The 17,653-nt window shown below is 37.8% G+C and carries 19 protein-coding genes; 3 read left to right on the top strand and 16 right to left on the bottom strand.

Annotated elements, in window-relative coordinates; translation table 11 throughout:
* Positions 1-383 precede the first annotated feature (383 nt).
* Positions 384-773 carry a DUF7147 family protein gene (locus tag IRB43_RS04295; RefSeq protein WP_203362206.1) on the top strand — a complete coding sequence of 130 codons (390 nt, stop codon included), beginning with the start codon at positions 384-386 and terminating at the stop codon, positions 771-773.
* A 26-nt stretch (positions 774-799) separates the two neighbouring features.
* Here IRB43_RS04295 and IRB43_RS04290 read toward each other — a convergent pair whose 3' ends face one another.
* The 6 genes from IRB43_RS04290 to IRB43_RS04265 form a co-directional block, all read right to left on the bottom strand.
* Positions 800-1,075, bottom strand: coding sequence for a YlbG family protein (locus IRB43_RS04290; protein WP_203362205.1), 276 nt, complete (start codon positions 1,073-1,075; stop codon positions 800-802).
* A 92-nt stretch (positions 1,076-1,167) separates the two neighbouring features.
* The gene (locus IRB43_RS04285; RefSeq protein WP_203362204.1) at positions 1,168-1,632 is read right to left on the bottom strand and encodes a YlbF/YmcA family competence regulator; all 465 of its coding nucleotides are present in this window, start codon (positions 1,630-1,632) and stop codon (positions 1,168-1,170) included.
* A 38-nt stretch (positions 1,633-1,670) separates the two neighbouring features.
* On the bottom strand, positions 1,671-2,063 hold the full coding sequence (locus IRB43_RS04280; protein ID WP_203362203.1) for a hypothetical protein: 393 nt from the start codon (positions 2,061-2,063) through the stop codon (positions 1,671-1,673).
* Positions 2,064-2,113: 50 nt separating this feature from the next.
* Positions 2,114-2,398, bottom strand: a complete 285-nt coding sequence (locus tag IRB43_RS04275) for a YlbE-like family protein (RefSeq protein WP_238941803.1) — start codon at positions 2,396-2,398, stop codon at positions 2,114-2,116.
* A complete protein-coding gene (gene ylbD, locus IRB43_RS04270) occupies positions 2,370-2,756 on the bottom strand; it encodes a spore coat protein YlbD (protein WP_203362202.1) in 387 nt (128 codons plus the stop codon). Before ylbD ends, IRB43_RS04275 begins: the two co-directional genes overlap by 29 nt.
* A 99-nt stretch (positions 2,757-2,855) precedes the next feature.
* Positions 2,856-3,890, bottom strand: a complete 1,035-nt coding sequence (locus IRB43_RS04265) for a CAP domain-containing protein (protein WP_238941802.1) — start codon at positions 3,888-3,890, stop codon at positions 2,856-2,858.
* A 334-nt stretch (positions 3,891-4,224) separates the two neighbouring features.
* Here IRB43_RS04265 and IRB43_RS04260 point away from each other — a divergent pair, with 334 nt between their 5' ends.
* Positions 4,225-4,584, top strand: coding sequence for a YugN family protein (locus tag IRB43_RS04260; RefSeq protein WP_203362201.1), 360 nt, complete (start codon positions 4,225-4,227; stop codon positions 4,582-4,584).
* Between the two features lie 79 nt (positions 4,585-4,663).
* Here the strand turns inward: IRB43_RS04260 and IRB43_RS04255 are convergent, their stop codons facing one another.
* From IRB43_RS04255 to cyoE, 7 genes are all read right to left on the bottom strand, one after another.
* On the bottom strand, positions 4,664-5,125 hold the full coding sequence (locus IRB43_RS04255) for a DUF420 domain-containing protein (RefSeq protein WP_203362200.1): 462 nt from the start codon (positions 5,123-5,125) through the stop codon (positions 4,664-4,666).
* Between the two features lie 77 nt (positions 5,126-5,202).
* Positions 5,203-6,114 (bottom strand): cytochrome c oxidase assembly factor CtaG, encoded by a 912-nt coding sequence (ctaG, locus tag IRB43_RS04250; RefSeq protein WP_203362199.1) that lies wholly within the window; start codon positions 6,112-6,114, stop codon positions 5,203-5,205.
* Positions 6,115-6,277: 163 nt separating this feature from the next.
* On the bottom strand, positions 6,278-6,610 hold the full coding sequence (ctaF, locus tag IRB43_RS04245; protein WP_203362198.1) for a cytochrome c oxidase subunit IVB: 333 nt from the start codon (positions 6,608-6,610) through the stop codon (positions 6,278-6,280).
* A 3-nt stretch (positions 6,611-6,613) separates the two neighbouring features.
* On the bottom strand, positions 6,614-7,243 hold the full coding sequence (locus IRB43_RS04240; RefSeq protein WP_203362197.1) for a cytochrome (ubi)quinol oxidase subunit III: 630 nt from the start codon (positions 7,241-7,243) through the stop codon (positions 6,614-6,616).
* Complete coding sequence (ctaD, locus tag IRB43_RS04235) at positions 7,243-9,114, bottom strand: cytochrome c oxidase subunit I (RefSeq protein ID WP_203362196.1); 1,872 nt, start codon at positions 9,112-9,114, stop codon at positions 7,243-7,245. Before ctaD ends, IRB43_RS04240 begins: the two co-directional genes overlap by 1 nt.
* 28 nt (positions 9,115-9,142) lie before the next feature.
* Positions 9,143-10,222, bottom strand: coding sequence for a cytochrome c oxidase subunit II (coxB, locus tag IRB43_RS04230; RefSeq protein WP_203362195.1), 1,080 nt, complete (start codon positions 10,220-10,222; stop codon positions 9,143-9,145).
* Between the two features lie 86 nt (positions 10,223-10,308).
* On the bottom strand, positions 10,309-11,196 hold the full coding sequence (gene cyoE, locus IRB43_RS04225; protein WP_203362451.1) for a heme o synthase: 888 nt from the start codon (positions 11,194-11,196) through the stop codon (positions 10,309-10,311).
* Between the two features lie 437 nt (positions 11,197-11,633).
* Between cyoE and IRB43_RS04220 the strand changes: the two genes are divergently transcribed.
* A complete protein-coding gene (locus IRB43_RS04220; RefSeq protein WP_203362194.1) occupies positions 11,634-12,542 on the top strand; it encodes a COX15/CtaA family protein in 909 nt (302 codons plus the stop codon).
* A gap of 40 nt (positions 12,543-12,582) precedes the next feature.
* Here the strand turns inward: IRB43_RS04220 and pyc are convergent, their stop codons facing one another.
* The 3 genes from pyc to IRB43_RS04205 form a co-directional block, all read right to left on the bottom strand.
* A complete protein-coding gene (gene pyc / locus IRB43_RS04215; RefSeq protein ID WP_238941801.1) occupies positions 12,583-16,026 on the bottom strand; it encodes a pyruvate carboxylase in 3,444 nt (1,147 codons plus the stop codon).
* Between the two features lie 86 nt (positions 16,027-16,112).
* On the bottom strand, positions 16,113-17,264 hold the full coding sequence (locus tag IRB43_RS04210) for an FtsW/RodA/SpoVE family cell cycle protein (RefSeq protein ID WP_203362192.1): 1,152 nt from the start codon (positions 17,262-17,264) through the stop codon (positions 16,113-16,115).
* A gap of 103 nt (positions 17,265-17,367) precedes the next feature.
* On the bottom strand, positions 17,368-17,649 hold the full coding sequence (locus IRB43_RS04205) for an Fpa/YlaN family protein (protein ID WP_203362191.1): 282 nt from the start codon (positions 17,647-17,649) through the stop codon (positions 17,368-17,370).
* Positions 17,650-17,653: the final 4 nt, after the last annotated feature.

The following is a 17,653-nucleotide window of genomic DNA, read 5'->3' as shown; positions in this document are numbered from 1 at the left end:
TGTTTGTTGAATAAAAAATCCCCGATCCGAATAAACAATTTGAATATCCTGTTCAATTTGAGCTTCAGTAAGAGTTTTAGAATTTCTCTCATATCCACTCCATTGCCACAGTATGATTCCCCCGGAAATAATTATTAAAAGCAAGCTAAAAAGCAAGGATTTTTTTACCATATATTTCACCCTAACTAGTCATATATTCACATTTATAAGATAGCAAATTCTTTATACAAAAGGCTATTCTTATTTACATTTATTATACTTTTGTCGAGATTCCTAAAATATTCAAAAAAAATTAAGATAACCTTTTTTCATTGAAATAGTTGAGCTTTATGATAGAGAAAGATACAATGGTAGAGAAATTTTTTTAGAATGGAGGGTATCATTTGATTCAGAGATTTATTGAACTCGGTGAGGGGTATTCAGATCTATATGAACTTATTGAGATTGCTCAAAATAATAAACATCGGTTACGCCATATGCTCGCCTTGCATTCCATAATAGAAGAAAGGCCAGTTACCTCATTAATCGTTGTTCTAGAACCAACAAATCCAGGAAGCTTTCAGCCATTATATATATGTCGAGAAGGAATTCCCCATCCAGCTACTACACCTAGTCAACGCTTCAATTTATTTAAGCAGACTGCCGAATCGTTACATAAAGTGCTTATTCAATTTGATGTAAAACCTTCCACTATGTTTGCGGAGAAAACTTTATATTATCAATATTTAATCGGTATTTTACGACTAAACCACTATATTCCTCCGTTAAATTAAAAAAAGCAGGAGTCACTCCTGCTTTTTTAAACGCCGATTTTATAATCATATTCTTTTGCTTTATCCGGCTTAGAATTCTCATATTCAGTTTTTAAAAATGGTTTAAAAGACGGCTCTACCTTTTTTACGAATGAAAGAGAATTCAACTTCTCCATGACTTTCTCTATTTCTTCCTGATTGCAGTAAACAACTGCATATTTCATTCGCTTTGATACATAATGTACGTTCCCATATTTGCGCAACGATTTAACGGGCTTCGTATGATGAAGCCAAACAATCACAGCCTGCCGTTCGATAAACATATAATCTCCCTCAAATAAATGCTTTTTCGTTAAGTCTAGCATAGAGAGAAATGGATTAGCAACTGTCGACTTATTATTTAATTAACTGGTTGCTAGGCAGAGCAGCCACAGCTCCCTCCACTACCACAACCTCCTCCGCAGCTAGAACTTGTTGAAAAGAAAGGGTTACCTGTTGGGACTTTAATTGCTTCTGACACAGACTTTCCTAAAAGCACACTGATTTCATCCAATAGTGTTTGTAATTCTTTTTCCGCTACTCGAAACGCAGCTACATGTTCATCTAAATCCATATCACGCTTTACTTCCCTGATCTCTTTCATCACACGGCTATAGTCCGGATGATAACGGCCAAAACGCTGCACTTCCTCATAAAGGTCTTTTAACTGGTTAAACCTTCTGATCTTCTCTTTTGTTTCAGGTTTTGTATATAAAAACGAATAACACGCTCGGTACTTTTCAGCGATATCTGAAAGTAAGATCATTTGACCTAACTGTTCTGCTTGCTCCATTGTACGAATTTTTTCTAATGTAGCTGTAAGCAATGTGCCCACCTCCATTCCATTATACTAACATATTCTTACCGAAAGAAAAATATTTACGGAATGGTGACATAGAAGGTTTTCTCATATCCAAGCGGCTGATTGTTTTCACCGACGAGTCTTACATTCATTTTATGCTGACCTGAATTCAACCCTTTGACGATAAACGCAGCTGTCTCATAATTTTTATAAAATGCGTCATCTATATAGACAGCTGCACTTCCTTTAACCTTTCCTTTTTTGTCTTCAGTTGCAAAAGAAACATTCTCAACGATACATTCAACTAGTACTTGTTGTCCCTTTAATTTATGACTGACCGTCCACTTCTCGCTGTCTTGCGCTTCTACCTCTTTCGCTTCAGGAACAGTTGATAGCGCTTCTGGCTCTGGGAAATTCAGCTTACAACCAGTAAGCATAACAATAGCTATTGCTGCAATCCATATCTTCATGCTCTACACTCCTTGCCTTTTTAGTTTAGTGTGAGCAAAAGAAGATTTTTTTATTGATCATTTTTTAACAGATCTGTTGAGTTTGTCTTTTCCGAGGAGGAAGACGCCATTTGTGAATTCATCATTGAAAGCAAGGCGGAAGCTAATAAAACCCCATCATTCACCCTCTCTACTTGATGTGGAAAAGTTTTCTTATAATAATGAAGACTCGCTCTTTCAAATTTATCGAAATCATATGGATTCCTGCTTAATAATCGATACCAAATAGGCTCTTTCCTTAAATAAGCTAACCATTCTTTATTATGATTAATTTTCTCCATCACTTCCTGTCTCAATGCTTCTCCCTCCTTCTATTTCTGAAAATGGGGATTTCCCATCTTTTGTTTGTTTGACAAAGTCTTCGACCATTAATTGAATTATTTCTAATATCGACTGACATTCAGCAATATAACTGTTCCATTTATTTGAATCCAATGAAGCAAGTGTATTTAATGCTTTTTCAATCCAATTAGGCGAAGCTTCCTCTTCTTTTTCTACCCTTTCTTGATGAATCACTTCCCCCATTTGATACCACTCTTCAAAAAGTTGCTGTAGCGTTTTTTCTCTCCTCCTTACCATTTGTTTCAATTGTGGTCGCTCATTCATGTATTGTTTAAATCGCTGCACTTCTGGATGTAATGAATTCGTCCTCACATAGCATCCCTCGCCCAATAAATTTGCTACTATTACTTTATGGGCTAAAACACAAAAAGTGAAAAATAATTCATGATAAAAAGGCAGCACGCAATAGAGCTACCTTTTCGTCACAAAATTTTGCGTATAATATTTATGATAAACACCTACACCTAATGAGACAAACTCCTCTTCTAATAAGGCTTCTCTATGATCCTCCGAATTAAGCCAGCCCTCAACAGCTGCTGGTCCGTCTATATAATTAGCCGCAATATTCTCCCCTGCTATTCGAAATGGGATTTTAGCTTTCGTTAACCGGTCGCCTAAATCGCCTGCAGAAGGTGATTCATGGGCAAAATACTTCTTCTCAAACATTTCCTTACTGTGCAATCTCGCGACTTCTGCTACGCTTGGATCACCTATCAACTCATTTAATTCAAATCGAGCACGAATCATATTAGTCAAATCTAATATTTGCTGTTCACTGCCTGTTTGAATTTTCGTCCATGCAGAAGAAGTTGGTTCAGGAACTTCCGGCAAATCCCCTCGATAAACCATTTCGTATGGTCGTTGTCTAAGTAAACAATCCTTTGTCAAAAAACGAACACTAGAAAGGGTACCTGTAAATTTATCAATATATAATTGCGCATAAATATCACCCAATGGAATTAACGGACGAACATTAAAATCCTCTTCCGATAATTCAAATCGATACGTTCCTTCTTCTTTGTTAATAACAATTTCCGTATTCAATAAATTAGAGCGAAAGATAGAATCAGATTTTTGACCAACTTTAAAAGGAGAGACATCCGTTTGACCTGTAGCAAAGGCGGTTATAACCTGATTTCCCTCTACACCAAATTGAACATATTGTTGATCTTTGTGATAAATCCACCATTCATAACCGTAAGCAGACGGATCTTTCCTTATAGGTTCACCATATGTCTTAATTAATGTACTAGCCTCTTTTCCTAACATGGCTCCAGCACCTGACCTCGGCTTCTCAGCAACCGCATCAGGCTCTTGCTGGCTCTTTAATTCTTCCTCTATATCATAATCCGGCTTTGGAGGAGAAAGACTTGTTGAATTTTCAAGCACGTCTTTTTCTTCCATCGCTCGATTTGTGTATAAACCAACAATTAAGATAATAGACATCACGATTAATATTCTAATTGCTGACCTCAGCTTACACCCCTCCCTTCCTTCTTATTTATACAAACAGAATCGCCATTTTATACTGATATTATAACACTTTCCCTACAGACTTAGACAAGGAATTGCCTATTTTCTCCGCTATAAGCAATCATTGATTCATCTCCTTTCCATTAAAGACTTGAATAAACAGTGAATAATAGTTGGAATTTAACTTTTTGATTGCCTTCAATACATTGCAAGAAAGCAATTTTTAGACTATTATTAAAATGAAGCAAGTGTGTAACCAAACTAGGCATAAGAGCGTATGCGAAGAAATTCAGGAGGGAATCTATTTATGAAATTTGAAAATACTGGTTTAGAAAATTTACAGCTAGATTTTAACCGCTTGGACTATATTTTAAGTTCACATGGGTTTGTTCATGCTGGACAATGGGATTATGAGCGAGTTACATTTGACCGCAAATTTGAATTAAAAGAAGGTACATACTATTTACGCGTATTAGGCTTTGCTTCGCAAGGCGATATTGGAGGCGGAGAAGCAGTCATTCAACTAATGACTCCACTATTAGGAAAACATTATTATCCGCATGGAGTAGAATATGGAGAAGGTGAACACTTCCCAGCATCATTAGTAGAAACTTGTGAAAAAATACTTGCAGATGTAAAAAATGAAATGACTCCATTTATTATTTAACTCGATCTTTAAAAAGTGCTAGGAAAGGCTCCTAGCGCTTTTTTCTTTCTAAGCAAAAAAGCAGGAGTAATCCCCCTGCTTAAAATCCTAATATCGCCTTAATAACGGATGTTGTCTCTCCACCTCTATATAGAACATATAGAAGAATATAAACAGCTACACCTGTAATCGCTGTGAAAAACCAAATCACACTAGTGATCGGCCCCAACTTTTTATGTTTAATCAAATTGCTCTTCAAACCAGTAAGAAGAGTAACAATTCCAAAAACAGCACCTGTTGTAGCTAAAGTAATGTGAAAGACTAAAAAGGATGTATAGTAAATTTTAATCTCATCCGGTCCTCCAAAGGCGGTATTCCCGATAAAAACGGTCCGGCTTACATAAATAATGAAAAAAATCAGCGCAAAAACAGCTGCAGTTAACATTGTCTTTTTATGTTTTTCAATTTTTCTCTGTTTAATTTGCGCCCAACCAATAGCAACAAAAATCGCGCTTAATACGATAAATGACGTACTGATTGTAGGCAGGATAGGTAAAGACATATATTGTATCCTCTCTTCCTTACATATTCGATCGTATGTATAGGGCCGCTACGTTCCTAAGCAGCCCTGTTTACCAATCACTTAATCAAATTGGAGTGATGACGAGCCAATGCTTCTTGTGTAATCTTATCCTCATCGCGCTGCTCTTTTCGATACCATTCAAAAAAGACAACGGAAAGAATATAGCCATAAACAAGTTCTTGAATGATTTTCATAATAATGCCACCAAGCTGCTGATCCTCAACAACAGGCATATTAGAAAACAGTTCAGGTCCGCTTAAATTTAATCCTTGTAATGTAGTCACTGGCACGCATAATTCCATTGCTTTCAACCAAGAACCCGCATCACTATATGTTGAATAGAGCGGCGTAGAAGCGAAAATAATTAACGCACATGCTGGAGTAAGCAAAATCCCACTGGCAAAAATATACCCTACTTTCCTTATACCAGCTAGTTGTTTTTGTTTTGGCATTTCATTCACTAATGGCCACCACATAAAAATGGCAAAAATAAATACAATAAATGTGTATAAGCCATGTAATGTTTCACTCATTTTAATATAATCAAAAATCAACGGGATATGGTAGAATGAGAACGTCCCATTAAAGAAAATTAATGCAACAAGAGGCTTTGTAAATAAATGAAACACTTTTTTAATAACCGGTAAATTAATGACTGCTTTCCAAACCCACCAAGGTATTGCTTTAATGAGAAGTGGTGGAACAACTAAATAAAGAACAGCCATTTGAACCATATGATAAGAAAACATAATATGACCTAGCAAGTCAACAGGAGAACCTTTGACAGCATATAATACAAGGATCGCCGTTACAAATAGACCTGCTTGACGTTTTGTCAACGGTTCACTTTCTTTAAAATCCTTTCTCCATTTCACCGTTACTAAGAAAAACAAAACCGAAATGAAGACGAGGACCAACATAAACAAAGGACTCCATAAAGCTTGAAATCCAAAAATTCCAATTGGCATTGTTTATTCACCTCGATCTTTTTTGAGATGCCCTACCACTCATTATACCTTTCTCTATACTCCCTATCAATGTTAGCAATTGACAAGTTCATGACATTATAGAGGAAAGTAGTCTCCCAATTAATAACACTAAAAAGCCAGCCCGTAAAGGCTGGCTTTCCCATTAGATCCATACAATAGTTACAAATGCCAAAACCGTTGCAAACGCCACTACTACACCAGACCAAATGAAAAGGGAAGGTGCTTCATGACCTTTATGGCTCATGTGCATGAAATAATACAACTGAAAGGCTACTTGAACACATGCAAGCAACAAAATAAATGGAATGATAAACCATTTAGAAAAATCTGCTGCAACAGCTACAAATGCAACGACAGTAAAGAAAATCATCAAAGTGAAGGTTACTACTTGCATTCTCATTTCTTCAGCGCTTTTTTTACGTCGATATTCGTAATCAACTCTTGGGTTGCTTGAATTTGATTGATTATTCACCATCAATTATCCCACCATTCCCATTAAGTATACTACAGTGAAGATAAAGACCCAAACAACGTCAATAAAATGCCAATAAAGGCTAGCTAAGTAAAACTTAGGTGCGTTGTATAGACTTAATCCTCGCTTTGCGTTACGAACCATTAAAGCAATAATCCATGATAAACCAAAGATCACGTGGGCTCCATGGAAACCGACTAATGTGTAAAAGGCTGAACCGAATGCACTGCTTGTAAATTTATGACCATACTCATGATAGTAATGGTTAAATTCGTAAATCTCACAGCCTAAAAAGGCTAAACCAAGAATGACTGTGAACAATAACCAAGCTTGCATGCGCTGGAAGTTATAGTTTTTCATATGGTACATAGCAAATACACTTGTTAATGAACTAGTCAATAACAACATCGTCATAACGAATACTAAAGGTAACTCAAAAAGATCTTTCGCTAAAACATGATCTGGACTTGGCACTTTATCTTTTAAAGCAAGATATGTTGCGAAGAGAGAGGCGAATAAAACCGTCTCTCCTCCTAGAAAGAACCAAAAGCCAAGGAATTTATTTTTCCCTTCAAGGGTAGCTTGCTCAGGTGATTCTGGCCAAGTTTGGGGTGTGAATTTTTCTTCAACTTGCATTATGCCTTAACCCCCTTATCTTTCTTATCTATTAAATCTTCTTTATGGATATGGAATCCATGATCATCTTTCACTGAACGATACAGCATGGATAGGAACGTAACTGCTAATCCACCAATTAACACAGGAATCGCCCATGGTTTGTCGTCTACTTGATACATTGCCCCAAAGGAAGCAATGAATAAACCAAGGGAAATAACAAACGGTACGAAGGACCCATTAGGCATATGAATATCACCAAGTGGTTCAGCTGGTGTAATTCCTTTATTTCCTTCCATTTTCTCAATCCAGTAAGTATCTAACCCGCGAACAAGCGGAGTTTGCTTAAAGTTATAGAACGGCGGTGGTGAAGGAATCGCCCACTCAAGTGTACGACCATCTTCCCAAGGATCGTTTCCAACTTTAACATTTTTCACAGATGTCACAACAACATTGAACAATAATACAATAACACCAGCTGCCATGAACGCAGCACCTACCGAACTAATAAAGTTCCCTGTGTCAAGTCCTTGACCTGGCAAGAACGTCCAAACACGACGCGGCATCCCCATTAAACCTAAGAAATGCTGAATAAAGAATGTTAAATGGAATCCAACGAAGAATAACACAAATGTTACTTTTCCTAATTTTTCACTTAACATCGTTCCAAACATTTTTGGCCAATAGAAGTGAGTTGCTGCTAATAACGCTAACACAACCCCACCAACAATTACGTAGTGGAAATGCGCCACGATAAAGTATGAATCATGGTACTGATAATCTGCTGGTGCTGCTGCCTGCATAACCCCTGTTACCCCACCGGCAACGAAAGAAGGAATAAATGCAACAGCATATAACATTGGTGTCGTGAAGCGAATGCTACCGCCCCAGATTGTTAATAACCAGTTAAAGATCTTAATTCCCGTAGGAACTGCAATCGCCATTGTAGCTACCGCGAAGATCGCATTGGCTACAGGACCCATACCAGTTGTAAACATATGGTGAGCCCACACCATGAAGCCTAAGAAACCGATTAATACAGTTGCGAATACCATGGAAGAATATCCGAATAAGCGTTTTCTCGAAAACGTTGAGAAAATCTCAGAGAAAATACCGAAAGCCGGTAAAATTAGAATGTAAACTTCAGGGTGACCAAAGATCCAGAAGAAATGCTCCCAGATAATTGTGTTACCACCAGCTGCTACATTAAAGAAATTAGAACCGAATAAACGGTCAAACATCAACATGAACGTTCCAACAGTAAGTGGAGGGAATGCGAATAAAATTAGCGCAGACGCCACAAACGTTGTCCATGTGAATAAAGGCATTCTCATGTATGTCATACCAGGAGCACGCATATTAATAATAGTGACAAGGAAGTTTATCCCCCCAATTAACGTACCGAAACCTGATACCTGTATCCCCAGAACATAGAAGTCAATTCCATGTCCTTCAGATGCAAGTGATAAAGAGGCATAAGATGTCCAACCTGCATCAGGAGCTCCTCCAAGAACCCATGATAAGTTTAAAAATAATCCACCGAAAAAGAATAACCAGAAGCCTAGTGCGTTTAAGAAAGGAAACGCAACATCACGGGCACCAATTTGAAGCGGCATAATCGCATTCATAAATGCAAATAGCAATGGCATAGCCGCTAGGAAAATCATAGTTGTTCCGTGCATAGTTAGAAGTTCATTAAATAAACCTGCACTCACAAAATCATTGTTTGGTTTAGCAAGCTGTATCCGAATCATCATGGCTTCAACGCCACCCATGAGGAAGAAGATACCGCCTGCAATTAAATAAAGAATCGCGATTTTCTTATGGTCAACTGTAGTTAAGTAATCCCAAATCGTGCCTGCGAACCCTCGTTTTTGTGCAATGGTACTCAACGATTTTACCTCCTTTTTTTATCAGTTATTAATCTTGTACTTTCAAGCTCATTAAGTATGCTGCTAATTGATCTAGCTCATCTTCAGATAAATCCTTATACGTACCTGTCATTTTATTGCCAGGTTTGTATTTCTCAGGATCGCGAATCCAGTTTTTCAACTCTTCTTCATTATGCTCTAAAATACCCGCAACACGAGAGCGTTCTCCAAATGTTGCTAAGTTCGGAGCAAGTCTCGCTTGTTCCGGACGACCATCTTGTGGAGTGACAGCATGACAGCTTAAACAGTTTTGTTTAAACAGCTCTTGACCTTTTGCTGCTGTAGCATCAGTTGGTGTTTCTTCTTTCGCTGTTTTCATGTCATTCATCCATTGTTTAAATTCATCTTGTGGAATGGCTTTTACTTTAAAGTCCATTAAAGCATGTGATGGACCACAAAGTTCCGCACATTTACCATAGAAAAGATTTTGAGCGTCACTAGCTTTCTCATTATCAAATTCAAGCCAGAATTGGTTGACGTTGTCTACGTTTGTATCCATCTTTCCACCTGCTGCTGGAATCCAGAATGAGTGTTTTACGTCAGACGCTTTTAAATTGAAGTAAACTTTTTGATCTGTTGGCACTACTAAATCTTGTCCAGTAATGACCTTTTGATCTGGGTATTCAAATTCCCACCAATACAGGCTTGCACGTACATTTACAACAAGTGCATCACGCTCGCCTTTTTTGTTTTTCTTATCCATTGCCTTTGTATCTGCAAGGTCAAAAGTTGCTTTAACTGTTGGCACTGCAAGAACTAACAGGAGGATAATCGGAATAACGGTCCAAATCACTTCCAGCAAATGACTGCCTTCGACCTGTTTTGGAATTTTGTTTTCGTCGCCTTTTTTACGACGGAAGCGGAAAATAGCGATAATAAAGATAACAAAAACTACTAAAATTACAGTAACCATGATGAGCGTGCTCAAAAGCATTAAGTCATATTGTTTTTGAGCAACTTCTCCGCCCGGCACTAGCGCGGAAAGGAACGGTTCACCACAGCCGGATAGAACTAGCGTCAATGCGGCAAATACCGAGAATAGACGCCATTTAGTTAGCCTATCTCTCATAGCTTAAACCCCTCTTTCTTAGTGAATTTCTAAAATGAAAATGAGCTTATATATGGATTTCTTCAACAAGAAAGAATTCCCATTTTTTATATGACAGTTAAAATAACCATCGCTACAAACATAATTGTTAAATACTGCAAAGAATAAACAAACATTAGTTTAGCCCACTTTAAATCATCTTTTATTTTATATCCAGATAACCCGAGAGCTAACCATCCAATATTTAAAACAGTTGCTAAAGCAACAAAAGCATTGCCCAATTCCCCCATGAAAAATGGAAGCGGAAGTAAGGCTGCTATCCAAATGATCATGTGGCGCTTTGTTGTTGAGAACCCTTTCACTACTGGTAGCATTGGTATATTGGCTGCTCGATACTCCTCACAACGCTTCATAGCTAACGCATAAAAATGCGGAGGCTGCCAAATAAACATAACGAGAAATAACATCCATGCAATCATATGTAGGTTCGGATCGACAGCAGCCCAGCCAATTAATGGCGGAACAGCGCCTGAAATACTTCCGACTATTGTATTACTCACATGTCTTCGTTTAGACCATGCGGAGTAAAGGACAACATAACTGAATACCCCTATTAACCCAATTATACCCGCCATGGCAGTCGTTAAAAACAACAACAGCGTGCCGATAACAATAAAAGCTAACCCTATAGACATGACTTTTGGAAAACTAATCTTTCCGGTTACCGTCGGCCGGGTTTTAGTCCTTTCCATCAGCGGATCAATATCGCGATCAATGAAATTGTTCAAACTTGCCGATCCAGCAATAATCAACGATGAACCAAGCAATGTGTAAAACACTGTGTCCAGCTGTGTTAAAAAGTGTAAGTCATTAAACTCAAAAGCAAGCCACATTCCTGTAAAGACAGTGATCAAGTTAGAATTGACAATTCCTATCTTGATTAACGCTAGGAAATCTTTCATCGCTGTTGTCTCCGGCAGTTGAGTTTTCCTCATCGTCGTTGCAGCACGTGACACCCAATTCCCCCCCTCTCATTAGAGAAACAAAAGCGTACACACCCGTAATTCACAACTTTAATATAAATGATTACGCTCTCGTTTTTCTATACGATGTGACAGTTTTCTTTTTTTTCAAAAACGCCTATCAATTCAATATTAAAACATATCTATCCATTTTTTTGTGAATACATATTGAACTAATTATGTCGAATTTGTGTCCAGTAATCAAGTACTATTTCCATCATTTTTTTTTTATCAGATAATAATAGAAGCTTAAACCCTGTTATTAAACGGTTCATTCATCATTTTTTTCGATTCGACATCATGAGTTCAAACAAATTTACAAGTTGTCTTTTACCACTATCTTCTGTATTATCGAGAAGATGTATTCTTTTTTCACTCAAAAAGTTAATTTTACATAAGTAGGTGATGACATGCAACGCTCGTTAAAATGGTTGGCAGTATTAACAACGTTCGGTATGCTTCTTGTGTTGCTAGGGGGGGCGCTAGTTACAAAAACGGACTCTGGACTTGGTTGCGGCCGAGAGTGGCCGCTTTGTCATGGACAGATCATTCCAGATGATATAACGATTGAAACCATTATTGAATTAGCACACCGACTCGTTTCAGGTATAGTTGGATTACTCGTACTTGCACTTTCGATTGCTTCTTGGCGCATGATTGGACATAAAAGAGAAACCAAATTCCTTGCATTCCTATCTTTTTTCTTTTTGGTTGCTCAAGGTTTAATCGGCGCGGCGGCTGTTCTTTGGGGACAATCAGATTTTGTCCTTGCTCTGCACTTTGGTATCTCACTTATTTCTTTTTCTGCCGTCCTCTTGTTAACGTTGCTGATTTTTGAAGTAGATCAGAAATTTGACGCCTCATCTATCGTCATTGATAAGCGGATGAAATGGCATACGATCGGAGTTACTTTATATAGTTATCTAGTTGTTTACACTGGTGCTCTTGTCCGTCATACAAATGCTAGTCTTACTTGTCCTGACTGGCCATTTTGCGTAAATAGCGCTCCTGGAATCCCACTTAATATGTATCAGTGGGTTCAAATGGGGCATCGCTTAGCCGCAGGACTAATTTTCATTTGGATTGCCTATATTACATTTATTGCTGTAAAGAACTACAAGCATCAACGTGTCGTTTATTGGGGATGGATCATCGCTTTCCTATTAGTTCTTCTACAAGTAATTGCGGGCGCTTTCATTATATTTACTAGATTAAACCTCTATGTTGCTCTAGCTCATGCCTTATTTATTTCCTGTTTATTTGGGCTATTATGTTATTTTATTCTTTTAATCTCTCGAAGCAAATTAAATGAACAATAGAAAAAAATGCAGTAGGCAATTGCCTGCTGCATTTTTTATATTATTTTTCTAATTCAATTAATAAATCACCTGTTGAAATCGCTTCACCATTTTGTACATAAACATTTTTTACTACACCTGCAAATGGAGCTTGAACGGTTGTTTCCATTTTCATTGCTTCAGTAATCATCAAATGATCTCCACGGTTTACTTTTTCACCTTTTTCCGCAATCACTTTAATGACTGTTCCAGGCATTGTTGCTGCAATATGACTTTCGTTTCTCGGATCAGCTTTTATTTTAGAGACAACAGCGGATTTAATGCTTTCGTCTTTAATCACGACTTCACGAGGTTGACCATTCAATTCAAAGTATGCGACGCGTGTACCATCCGCTTGTGGTTGTCCAATCGAAACCAGTTTCACAATTAATGTCTTTCCAGTTTCAATTTCCACTTCAATTTCTTCTCCGAGTCTCATTCCATAAAGAAACGTTGGTGTGTCAAGCTTGGATACATCTCCAAATTGATCGATCGTTTTCATGTAATCTAAAAACACTTTTGGATATAAAGCATAAGCGATCACATCATAGCTGGTCACCTGACGTCCCAACTCTTGAGAAAGTTCTTCACGAAGAGCATCAAAATCTACTGCTTTCAATAATTCTCCGGGGCGAACAGTGAGTGGTTCTTTCCCTTTTAAAATGACTTGTTGAAGCTGTTTAGGGAACCCTCCGTAAGGCTGTCCTAAATAACCTTCAAATAATTCGATGACAGAGTCTGGAAAATCAATTGTTTCTCCTTTTGTCAGTACGTCCTCTTCAGACAAATCATTTTGAACCATGAATAAAGCCATATCTCCTACCACTTTAGAAGATGGAGTCACTTTGACAATATCGCCGAACATCAAGTTCACTCGGCTGTACATATCTTTCACTTCTTCCCAACGATCGCCGAGACCTACCGCTTTCGCTTGTTGCTGAAGATTACTATATTGTCCTCCAGGCATTTCATGTTTGTAGATCTCTGTATGCGGAGATAACATGCCGCTTTCGAAATCCTGATAATATTGACGAACACCTTCCCAATATTGAGCCAGTTGTTCAAGAGCATCAATGTTCACAGTTGGCTCTCTATCTGTTCCTTTAAGAGCGTATTTAAGCGTACTTGCACTTGGCTGAGAAGTTAGTCCTGCCATTGTGCTTAATGCGACATCCACGATATCTACACCTGCTTCAATCGCTTTTGCATACATGTAAATTCCATTTCCACTCGTATCATGCGTATGGAGGTGAATTGGAATATCGACCGTTTCTTTCAACTCAGAAATTAATCGATAAGCTGATTGAGGTTTTAATAAACCTGCCATATCTTTAATACCGAGAATATGAGCACCTTGATTCTCTAATTCTTTTGCCATTGCTTTATAATAATCAATATCATATTTGGTTCTAGTTGGGTCGTCAATATCACCCGTATAACAGATGGAAGCCTCCGCAATTTTGCCGGTCTGACGAACAGCATCGATCGCTACTTCCATCCCTTTCACCCAGTTCAAACTATCAAATATTCTGAACACATCAATGCCAGATTCGGCTGATTGATTGACAAATTCACGAATGACATTGTCCGGATAATTTGTGTACCCAACAGCGTTAGACGCACGCAACAGCATTTGGAATAATACATTTGGAATTTGCTGTCTTAATGTGACCAAACGTTTCCATGGATCCTCTTTTAAGAAGCGGTACGATACATCAAAAGTTGCTCCACCCCACATTTCCATGGAAAATAAATCAGGAAGTAGTTTCGATGTAGGTTCGGCAATATGAGTCAAATCGTTTGTCCGCACGCGCGTCGCTAATAGTGATTGATGAGCATCACGGAACGTCGTATCTGTTAACAATACTTCCGGGCGAGACTTGACCCAATCTACTAAGCCATCTGCACCTTTTTCATCCAAAATTTGCTTCGTGCCTGGAGCAGCAGGTTGAGAGTATTTCACTTTAGGAATAAACGGTTGTTCAAACACTGGTTTTTTCTTTTTCTCGATCCCCGGGAAACCATTAATCGTCACATTTCCAATATAGCTAAGCATTTTTGTTCCACGGTCTAATCTTTTTGAAAAACTAAATAGTTCAGGTGTTGTGTCAATAAAAGACGTATCATAATTGCCAGTCACAAAGTTTTTATGGCGCATAACGTTTTCTAAAAACGGGATATTTGTTTTAATACCGCGAATCCGGAATTCTTGTAGATTTCGAACCATTTTCGATGCTGCTTGTTCAAAAGAAAGAGCCCATGTAGAAACTTTCACTAAAAGCGAATCATAATAAGGAGTAATCACCGCTCCCTGGAAGCCATTTCCTGCGTCTAAACGTACGCCAAATCCGCCGCCAGAACGATAAGCCATGATCTTCCCTGTATCGGGCATAAAACCGTTTAACGGATCTTCCGTCGTCACACGCGATTGAATAGCATATCCATGAGTTATAATCTCTTCTTGAACAGGGATTCCTACTGCTTTACTGTGGAGAGCATGTCCCTCTGCAATTAAAATTTGCGATTGAACGATATCAATACCTGTAATCATTTCTGTAATAGTATGCTCTACTTGCACACGAGGATTGACTTCAATAAAGTAGAACTCTTCTCCTGCTACAAGAAATTCAACCGTACCTGCATTTAAATAATCAACATTTTTCATCAACTTTACAGCCGCTTCACAAATACGATTTCGCAAATCATTAGATATGGATACGCAAGGTGCCACCTCAACTACTTTTTGATGACGTCTTTGTACAGAACAATCTCTCTCATATAAATGAACGATATTCCCATCGTTATCACCTAAAATCTGCACTTCAATATGCTTAGGGTTTTCAACAAATTTCTCAACGTACACTTCGCTATTTCCAAAAGCGGCTTTTGCTTCTGAGCGAGCTCTTTCAAAGGCTTCTTTGACTTCATCAACACTTCTAACCACACGCATGCCGCGTCCGCCGCCGCCTAAAGCAGCTTTAATCATAAGGGGAAAACCGAACTTTTTACCAAATTCAACAACCTCTTCAAGACTATCAACCGGTCCGTCTGTCCCTGGAATAACAGGAATATTTGCATTTTGAGCCTGCATTCTTGCTTTTACTTTATCACCAAACATATCTAAATGCTTGGTTTTAGGGCCAATGAAAATAATCCCTTCTTCTTCACAACGTTTTGCAAATTCAATATTTTCAGATAAAAACCCATATCCTGGGTGAATGGCGTCAACTTCTGCTTGCTTAGCGATTTCGATAATTCCCTCAATATCTAAGTAAGCATCAATTGGCTTTTTTCCTTCCCCAACTAAGTATGCCTCATCTGCTTTATAACGGTGATAAGAACCTGAATCTTCTCTTGAATAAATAGCTACAGTGCGAATGTTTAGCTCTGTACAGGCACGAAATACACGAATCGCAATCTCTCCTCGATTCGCAACCAGTACTTTACTGATTTGTCTCATAATCATCTCTCCCCCATTAAGCAAATAAATATATATAAAAAGGTTCAATAGATTGAACCTTTTTATTTCGAAATGATGGTTTCTTCATATTATTATTTTTTATACAAACTTTCAAATCTATTAAACATGGAGATATTCACTAATATCCCCATGGACATAGCCAACAACATAAGAGAGGTTCCTCCATAACTAATAAATGGAAGGGTCACTCCAGTAATCGGAATCAACCCACAGACTCCTCCAAGATTGATGCCTGCTTGGATTGCAATCATACTAGAAATACCAACAGCTATCATCGAACCGAATGGGTCTTTGCACTTGATAGAAATATAAATTCCTTTCAAAACAATAAAACTTAAGCCGCCCAGGACAAAGATAACACCAAACACACCGAGTTCTTCAGCAATAACAGCCATAATGAAGTCGGTATGAGGCTCTGGTAAATAGCCAAGCTTTTGCACGCTTTGCCCAAGACCTGATCCAGTAATTCCTCCTGATCCAATTGCAAGATAAGAATTGACAAGCTGATAGCCATCTCCATCTTGATGCTTAAAAGGATCAAAATGACCGGTAAAACGGCTAATCTTTTCATCTGTAAAGATTTTATCTTTTTTCCAGATTAACATAGGAGAAAGAATAACGGCAATCATTAAACCTAAGATAATTAACTTCCACATACTTTTAAATTTCATACCTGAGGAAACAATGATAGTACAACCGATTAACATGATAATAAATGCCGTACCAAAATCCGGTTGAGCAGCAACCAACATACAAATTAAAACTAAAAACACAATTGGGGGAATAATACCTTTATTGATTGAATTAATATATTTCTGTTTTTTGGCATAAATGGCTGACATATAAACAATAATAACCAGCTTAGCAAATTCCGCAGGTTGAATACTTATTCCACCTACACGAAACCAGCTTTGAGCATTATTCGCAGCAGTACCAAAAAACATTAATGATATAAGAACAGCAATCATGCCGAACACACCCGCAAATAAAAACTTACTATTCATATAAGCCTTGTAGGGGAATACAGCTGTAGCAATAAAACACAGCATAGAAGCGATTAAAAATATTTTTTGCCTACTGTAAAAGTGATCACTAGCAAATCCGTATTTTTGAACAGCAACTACAGAACTAGCGCTGTAGATCATCGTTAATCCAAACAGACATAGTAAAATAAATACCGCAATTAAAGAATAATCATAAGACTTAAGAACCTTCTTCCACATACACCTTCACCTCATCCCTTTCAGATCTTACTATTATTGGGATGTCTAATTTTATGTAAAAAAACTCAAACATGGAAAATATCTGTTTGAGTTTCTTTCACGTTTATTTTTCAGTAGATGCCTCATGGAGAGCTGATAATTCTTTTTCTAGCGAATCAATCAGTTGTTTTCCATCTTGTTCATCAACTAGTCCTAAACGTATGGCAAAATCTATTTCACGGGATAAGCCAAACATTTGAGTATCAAGCACTTCCTCATAAAGAGGACATTGGGGCATTGTTAAATTGTCCATTTGAACTTTAATGAGGCGCAAAATCTTTTCTGCGTCTGCTTCCAATAGAGAGTAGGCTTTTTCCCTGTGATCGACTTTCATTTCAGACGCCATTTGT

It is taken from the genome of Bacillus sp. REN10, assembly GCF_016820555.1.
GTDB lineage: Bacteria > Bacillota > Bacilli > Bacillales > Domibacillaceae > Bacillus_CE.
Note: the sequence above shows the minus strand (reverse complement) of the source record. Positions and strands in the feature narration are given on the sequence as shown.

Excerpts from the sequence above, each read along its gene's own strand:
- ctaG (WP_203362199.1), bottom strand. The coding sequence starts at position 6,114 with ATGCCAATTGGAATTTTTGGATTTCAAGCTTTATGGAGTCCTTTGTTT.
- IRB43_RS04240 (WP_203362197.1), bottom strand. The coding sequence starts at position 7,243 with ATGCAAGTTGAAGAAAAATTCACACCCCAAACTTGGCCAGAATCACCT.
- IRB43_RS04285 (WP_203362204.1), bottom strand. The coding sequence starts at position 1,632 with ATGGAGGTGGGCACATTGCTTACAGCTACATTAGAAAAAATTCGTACA.
- IRB43_RS04260 (WP_203362201.1), top strand. The coding sequence starts at position 4,225 with ATGAAATTTGAAAATACTGGTTTAGAAAATTTACAGCTAGATTTTAAC.
- IRB43_RS04255 (WP_203362200.1), bottom strand. The coding sequence starts at position 5,125 with ATGTCTTTACCTATCCTGCCTACAATCAGTACGTCATTTATCGTATTA.
- coxB (WP_203362195.1), bottom strand. The coding sequence starts at position 10,222 with ATGAGAGATAGGCTAACTAAATGGCGTCTATTCTCGGTATTTGCCGCA.
- IRB43_RS04210 (WP_203362192.1), bottom strand. The coding sequence starts at position 17,264 with ATGTGGAAGAAGGTTCTTAAGTCTTATGATTATTCTTTAATTGCGGTA.
- cyoE (WP_203362451.1), bottom strand. The coding sequence starts at position 11,196 with ATGAGGAAAACTCAACTGCCGGAGACAACAGCGATGAAAGATTTCCTA.
- IRB43_RS04290 (WP_203362205.1), bottom strand. The coding sequence starts at position 1,075 with ATGTTTATCGAACGGCAGGCTGTGATTGTTTGGCTTCATCATACGAAG.
- IRB43_RS04205 (WP_203362191.1), bottom strand. The coding sequence starts at position 17,649 with ATGGCGTCTGAAATGAAAGTCGATCACAGGGAAAAAGCCTACTCTCTA.
- IRB43_RS04280 (WP_203362203.1), bottom strand. The coding sequence starts at position 2,063 with ATGAAGATATGGATTGCAGCAATAGCTATTGTTATGCTTACTGGTTGT.
- pyc (WP_238941801.1), bottom strand. The coding sequence starts at position 16,026 with ATGATTATGAGACAAATCAGTAAAGTACTGGTTGCGAATCGAGGAGAG.
- IRB43_RS04220 (WP_203362194.1), top strand. The coding sequence starts at position 11,634 with ATGCAACGCTCGTTAAAATGGTTGGCAGTATTAACAACGTTCGGTATG.
- IRB43_RS04265 (WP_238941802.1), bottom strand. The coding sequence starts at position 3,890 with ATGTCTATTATCTTAATTGTTGGTTTATACACAAATCGAGCGATGGAA.
- ctaF (WP_203362198.1), bottom strand. The coding sequence starts at position 6,610 with ATGGTGAATAATCAATCAAATTCAAGCAACCCAAGAGTTGATTACGAA.